This window comes from Streptomyces sp. NPDC059037 (genome assembly GCF_042740015.1).
Taxonomy (GTDB): Bacteria; Actinomycetota; Actinomycetes; order Streptomycetales; family Streptomycetaceae; genus Streptomyces.
Genome location: NZ_JBHYIG010000003.1, coordinates 63,118 through 68,074, shown reverse-complemented (window position 1 = coordinate 68,074; position 4,957 = coordinate 63,118). Strand labels below are relative to the sequence as shown.

Genomic DNA, 4,957 nt, shown 5'->3' with positions numbered 1-4,957 from the left:
TGGAGTGGGGGGGCCCCCCCCCCGCGCCCCCCGCGGGGCGGGGCTACCCGCCCCACCACCTCCGTTTCCCCGCGGCCCGGGCCGCCCGCGGCATGCACGCCGACGCGGCGGGCAGCGGAACCTACCCATGGAACGGGCCCCTTGGGAAGAAGCCGCAGGTCGGCAGCGAGAAGATGGCGGCGATCGGCGGGGAGTGCGCCACCGTCACCTTCGACCGCGCGGGCCGCATCGTCACCGTCTGCGGCACCTTCACCGGCTTCCTGGTGAAGCTGCTCGATCCGGACTCGCTGGAGACGCTCGCCGAGTACAAGCTGCCGCAACGCCCCTCCACCGTCGAGGCGATCACCCGGCTCGACTTCTCGAAGATCTTCAAGGACACCTCGGGCGGCGCCTACTCGTACCTCGACGACGAGGACCGGCTCGTCCTCGCCGACTCGCGGCAGCACATCGTCCGGCTCGCGCACGAGCAGACGGCGGACGGCAGTTGGCGGTTCGTCGTCGACAAGGACTGGGATCTGACGGAGCACGTCCCGCACGACTGCGTTACCTGGTCAAATCTCTACCCGAGTGGCGAATGTGACCCGGTCACGTCCGTGATGCCCGACTGGGAGGGCCGGATCTGGTGGGTGACCCGGCAGGGCCGCGTCGGCACCGTCGATCCCGACTCCGGGGACATCCGCTCCATCCGCCTGGAGGGCGAGGAGATCCAGAACTCGTTCTCCGTCGCCGAAGACGGCGTGTCGATCGTCTCCGACCACGCGCTCTACAGCTTCCGGGCGGCCGCCGACGGCACCCCGAAGTCCGTCTGGCGCCAGACCTACGACCGGGGGACGGGCACCAAACCGGGCTCGGTGAACCAGGGTTCGGGCACCACCCCCGACCTCTTCGGCGCGGGCGACGACTACGTGGCGATCACCGACAACGCCGACGACCGCATGAACGTCCTCGTCTACCGCAGAGGCGCCGACGTCCCCGCCGGCAAGCGCCTCGTCTGCAAGGTCCCCGTCTTCGGCTCCGGCGCGTCCACCACCGACAACTCGCTGATCAGCTGGGGCAACAGCCTGGTCGTAGAGAACAACTACGGCTACGAGAACATCACTTCGCTGACCTTCGGGCGCAGCGTCGTCGGCGGAGTCAGCCGGATCGACGTACGCGAGGACGGCAGCGGCTGCGACACCGTGTGGGAGAGCGCTGTCCGCGCACCGTCGAACGTGCCCAAACTGTCCACAGCGGCCGGTCTGTTGTACTTCTACACGAAGGAGCCCAACAGCCTCGGCATCGACGCCTGGTACCTGACCGCGGTCGACTTCCGCACCGGCGAGACCAAGTGGAAGCGTCTCGCCGGCACGGGCATCGCCTACGACAACAACTGGGCGCCGGTCACCCTCGGCCCCGACGGCACGGCGTACGTCGGTGTCTTCAACGGGCTCGTGGCGGTGCGGGACACCGAGTGACCGGCGGCGCCCGGGCTCACGCTGTGGAGAACCGGGCTCACGCCGTGGAGAACACGCCGATGCCGTTCGGCACCGGGCGCTCCGCGCCACCGCTGGGGTTGTTCCGTACGGTGACGGAATCGGCGCCCGGGGCCCTGGCGACCAGGGTGCTCGACGAGACCAGCGTGGACGAGCCCCCGCCGTCCAGGCTGAATCCGTCGTCCGCGCCCAACTCGCGCAGGGCGTCGGCCACTTCGGCGATCGTCAGGCCCGAACGGAACTCGGGGGAGCCGTCGAGCGAGAGCAGCAGCAGACGCTTGCCGTCGTCGGCGATTCCGGCGGCGGTCCGCACCGCGGAGGTCACGGCGTCGATTCCGGGCAGTGGCGCGCCGCCGCGCAGCACCGGGTAGCCGCCGAGCGCGAAGCGGAACGGGGTGCGGGACTCGGCCGCCACCAGGCGGTGCCGGACGCTCACCGGGTCGCCGACCGACAGCTTGCGCAACTGCTGCGCGCCCGCCTCGCGGCCCACGAGGACCGTGCTGCCGCGGGCCACGGGCCCGCTGCCGGGCGTGTCGGCCGACTCCACGACACGCCCGTGGCGCACCGTCACCTCGTGGGTGTCCGTGCTGCAGGGCGCGCCCCGGTTCGTGTCGGTGCCACAGGTGGAGCGCACCCGCGATGTGCTGCCCCAGTCGCTGGTGAACACGCCGACGGAGCCCACGGGCAGGGCGTACTGGTTGAGCCCGCCGAGCGGCAGCCGGGTGTCGGCGGCGCGCACTTCGCCGTCCAGGCGGAGATCGTCCATGCGGGCCCGCCGGTCGAAGCCGACGCCGAGCACGGCCTCGGTCGTCACACCGGGTGGCATCGCAGGGCCGAAGCGCTGGCCATTGGGCACCGCACCCTTGAGGGCGCGGCCGCGGGCGACCGCCGGGCCGACGGGCGCGCCGGTGGCCTCGACGCCCGGATGCTGGGTCTCGCTGATGTTGAAGAAGTCGCCGTTGATCCCGCCGACCGCACCGGCCCCGTCGGCGAGCGTGGACACGGCGGAACGGGCGCCCACCGCACCGGGATAGAGCAGGTCGACGCCGGTGCGCGGGTCGCTCAGGTCGATGTCGAGCACATGCGCGCGTGCCGTGCCGTGCGATGCCGGAATGTCGAACTGCCGGTAGGACACGCCCGGAGCGATCTCCGAACCACCCGGCCGGCGGGTGCCCTGCACGGCGTCGGCCGGTGCCGCTCCCATCAGAGCCGCACCGGCCAGCGTGCCGAATGCCGTCAGTACCGAGAGCGCCGCTCTCGCCGTTCTGAATCGTAGGAAGGTGTGTCTGCGTCGTGTTGCCACTGCGCCCCCAATGTCTCCCTGGCCAGGCCAACTGCCCCAGTGTGGGGGCCGTGTGAGGAGTTCACCAGATGGTGGTGCCCGTCGGCTGCAGGGCTTGCGGCTAGTTGCCGATCAGCCGCGAACGGATGAGGAAACGTACACCTTCGGGTGCTTCGAGGGAGAAGCCGCTGCCCCGGCCCGGTACGACATCGACGATCAGCCGGGTGTGGCTCCACACCTCGTGCTGGCTCTTCGACATCCAGAAGGCGACCGGCTCGGCGACGCCCGTCACGTCCAGCGAGGCGAGGCGCACATCGGAGTCGCCGGTCCGGAACTCGCCCGCCGGGTAGCACATCGGGGCGCTGCCGTCGCAGCAGCCGCCGGACTGGTGGAACATCAGCGGTCCGTGGGCCTCCCGCAGCCGCCGCACCAGTTCGGCCGCCGCGGGGGTGAGCTCCACGCGCGGGGATTCGGTCATGGGCCGCCGCCATTCCTTGCTCGCCGGGCCGCCGTTGAGGCGGTGACCCAGTCAACCCCGCGCAAGGTTGCGAGGACGTTGCACACGCGGCCGGACAGGGTGACGGTCCCTCACCAGACCAGGACCGCCCGCACCGTCTTGCCGCCCCGGCCGGTGCCGACGACCTCAAGGCGCGCCGCGAGGTGCCGCACCATCGCGAGGCCGCGCCCGCTCTCCCGCTCGGTGTCCGCCTTGGGATCGGTGTCCGTCTTGAGCACGTGCGGACTGACCGGGCTCGCGTCATGGACCTCGACGGTCACCTGGTCGTTGGAGACGACCAGGCGCAGGCGGCAGGGGCTGCGGCCGTGCCGGGTGGCGTTGGTGACGAGTTCGGACACGATCAGCGTGGCGTCGTCCACCCGCTCGGCGTCGACCTTCGTCACATGGCGATGGGGGCGGGTCAGGAACACGGAGGTCAGCTTCCGTGCCCGGCCCGCCGAAGCGGCCTCCTGAGGCAGGGCGAATTCGGCGCGTGCGGTGTGCCGATGGGCGCGCGTGTGCGCACGCATGGCGACTCACTTCCCCTCCCTGGGACAAACCGGCGCACTCATGGAACTCCGTCCACCGGGGCCACGGCATGTCTTGCGTGGCCGGTCCTGCCCCACGGTGATGCCCGGCTCGACTGATCGCCAACCGGTTCGCGCGGCGCGACCACGGTGCGGACGGGCAGTCGTAGCCACGTGCCGGTCAGGGAATGCGGGCCACCGCGGTGTAGATCCCGCTGCCTTCGGGCTCCGGACGTGCGGTGTCCTTGAACCACTCGGGGGCCGTCACGAGTCCGGGCTCGACGAGGTCGAGGCCGTCGAAGAAGCGGCCGACCCCGGCACGGGTGCGAAACCCCAGCTGGATGCCGCCCTTCGCGTACTCGGCGGTGACCCGCTCGGCCAGCTCCGAGTAGAGGTCGGACGCCGCGTGCGAGAGCACCAGATGACTGCCGGAGGGCAACGCGTCGACGAGGGTGCGCACGATGCCGTATGGGTCCTGGTCGTCGGGAAGGAAATGCATGAGCGCGATGAGCGAGAGGCCGATCGGGCGTTCGAAGTCAAGGAGTCCGCGGGCGTGTTCGAGGATCTCCAGCGGATTGCGGACATCCGCCTGGATGTAGTCGGTCATCCCCTCGGGCCTGCTGACAAGGAGAGCCTCCGCGTGCCGCAGCACGATGGGGTCGTTGTCGGTGTAGACGACCCGCGCCGACGGCACGATCCCCTGGACGATCTGGTGCAGATTCGGCTCGGTGGGGATTCCGGTGCCGATGTCGAGGAACTGGTCCACGCCCCGCGTGGCGAGCCAGGCGCTCGCGCGCTGCATGAACGCGCGGTTCTGCCGTGCGGCGTCCTTCGACTCGGGCGGCAGCTTCTCGCCCACCGCCTCGTCGACGGGGTAGTTGTCCTTGCCGCCGAGGAGCCAGTCGTAGACGCGCGCGGGATGCGGCCTGCTGGTGTCGATCGTCGGCCTGGGCGCATCTGCGGTCATGACGTACTCCGTTGCGGCTGAGTGACGCGGGTGACGGCAGTCTGCCACAGCAACACGACCATGGTGATGGGGCGTTGGGACTTCCAACTCTGCAGGTCGGAGGGGTGCATGGGGCGTGCCCCCCCCCCCCCCGGCCGCGCGGGGGGGCGGCGCGGGGGGGGCGGTGGGGGGGGCGCCCCCGCCCCAGCCGGGGCCCCAGCGGGGAGGATTTAA

Annotated in this window: 5 protein-coding genes; 1 reads left to right on the top strand and 4 read right to left on the bottom strand. The window is 71.1% G+C overall.

Translation table 11 applies throughout. From position 1 onward, the window contains the following. The coding region (locus tag ACFWY6_RS01460; RefSeq protein ID WP_384684957.1) for a hypothetical protein at positions 1–1,454 on the top strand (1,454 nt) is incomplete at its 5' end. Between the two features lie 37 nt (positions 1,455–1,491). Here the strand turns inward: ACFWY6_RS01460 and ACFWY6_RS01455 are convergent. The 4 genes from ACFWY6_RS01455 to ACFWY6_RS01440 form a co-directional block, all read right to left on the bottom strand. Beyond that, positions 1,492–2,676 (bottom strand): phosphodiester glycosidase family protein, encoded by a 1,185-nt coding sequence (locus ACFWY6_RS01455; protein WP_384684954.1) that lies wholly within the window; start codon positions 2,674–2,676, stop codon positions 1,492–1,494. A gap of 199 nt (positions 2,677–2,875) precedes the next feature. Next, positions 2,876–3,232, bottom strand: a complete 357-nt coding sequence (locus tag ACFWY6_RS01450) for a DUF779 domain-containing protein (RefSeq protein ID WP_384684951.1) — start codon at positions 3,230–3,232, stop codon at positions 2,876–2,878. Positions 3,233–3,342: 110 nt separating this feature from the next. Next, on the bottom strand, positions 3,343–3,780 hold the full coding sequence (locus tag ACFWY6_RS01445) for an ATP-binding protein (RefSeq protein ID WP_384684947.1): 438 nt from the start codon (positions 3,778–3,780) through the stop codon (positions 3,343–3,345). A 178-nt stretch (positions 3,781–3,958) separates the two neighbouring features. Further along, a complete protein-coding gene (locus tag ACFWY6_RS01440) occupies positions 3,959–4,744 on the bottom strand; it encodes an SAM-dependent methyltransferase (protein WP_384684944.1) in 786 nt (261 codons plus the stop codon). Between the last annotated feature and the right edge of the window lie 213 nt (positions 4,745–4,957).

Bases quoted from the DNA above. Each gene is read 5' to 3' on its own strand.
- ACFWY6_RS01440 (WP_384684944.1), bottom strand. From the start codon at position 4,744: ATGACCGCAGATGCGCCCAGGCCGACGATCGACACCAGCAGGCCGCAT.
- ACFWY6_RS01450 (WP_384684951.1), bottom strand. From the start codon at position 3,232: ATGACCGAATCCCCGCGCGTGGAGCTCACCCCCGCGGCGGCCGAACTG.
- ACFWY6_RS01445 (WP_384684947.1), bottom strand. From the start codon at position 3,780: ATGCGTGCGCACACGCGCGCCCATCGGCACACCGCACGCGCCGAATTC.
- ACFWY6_RS01455 (WP_384684954.1), bottom strand. From the start codon at position 2,676: ATGGGAGCGGCACCGGCCGACGCCGTGCAGGGCACCCGCCGGCCGGGT.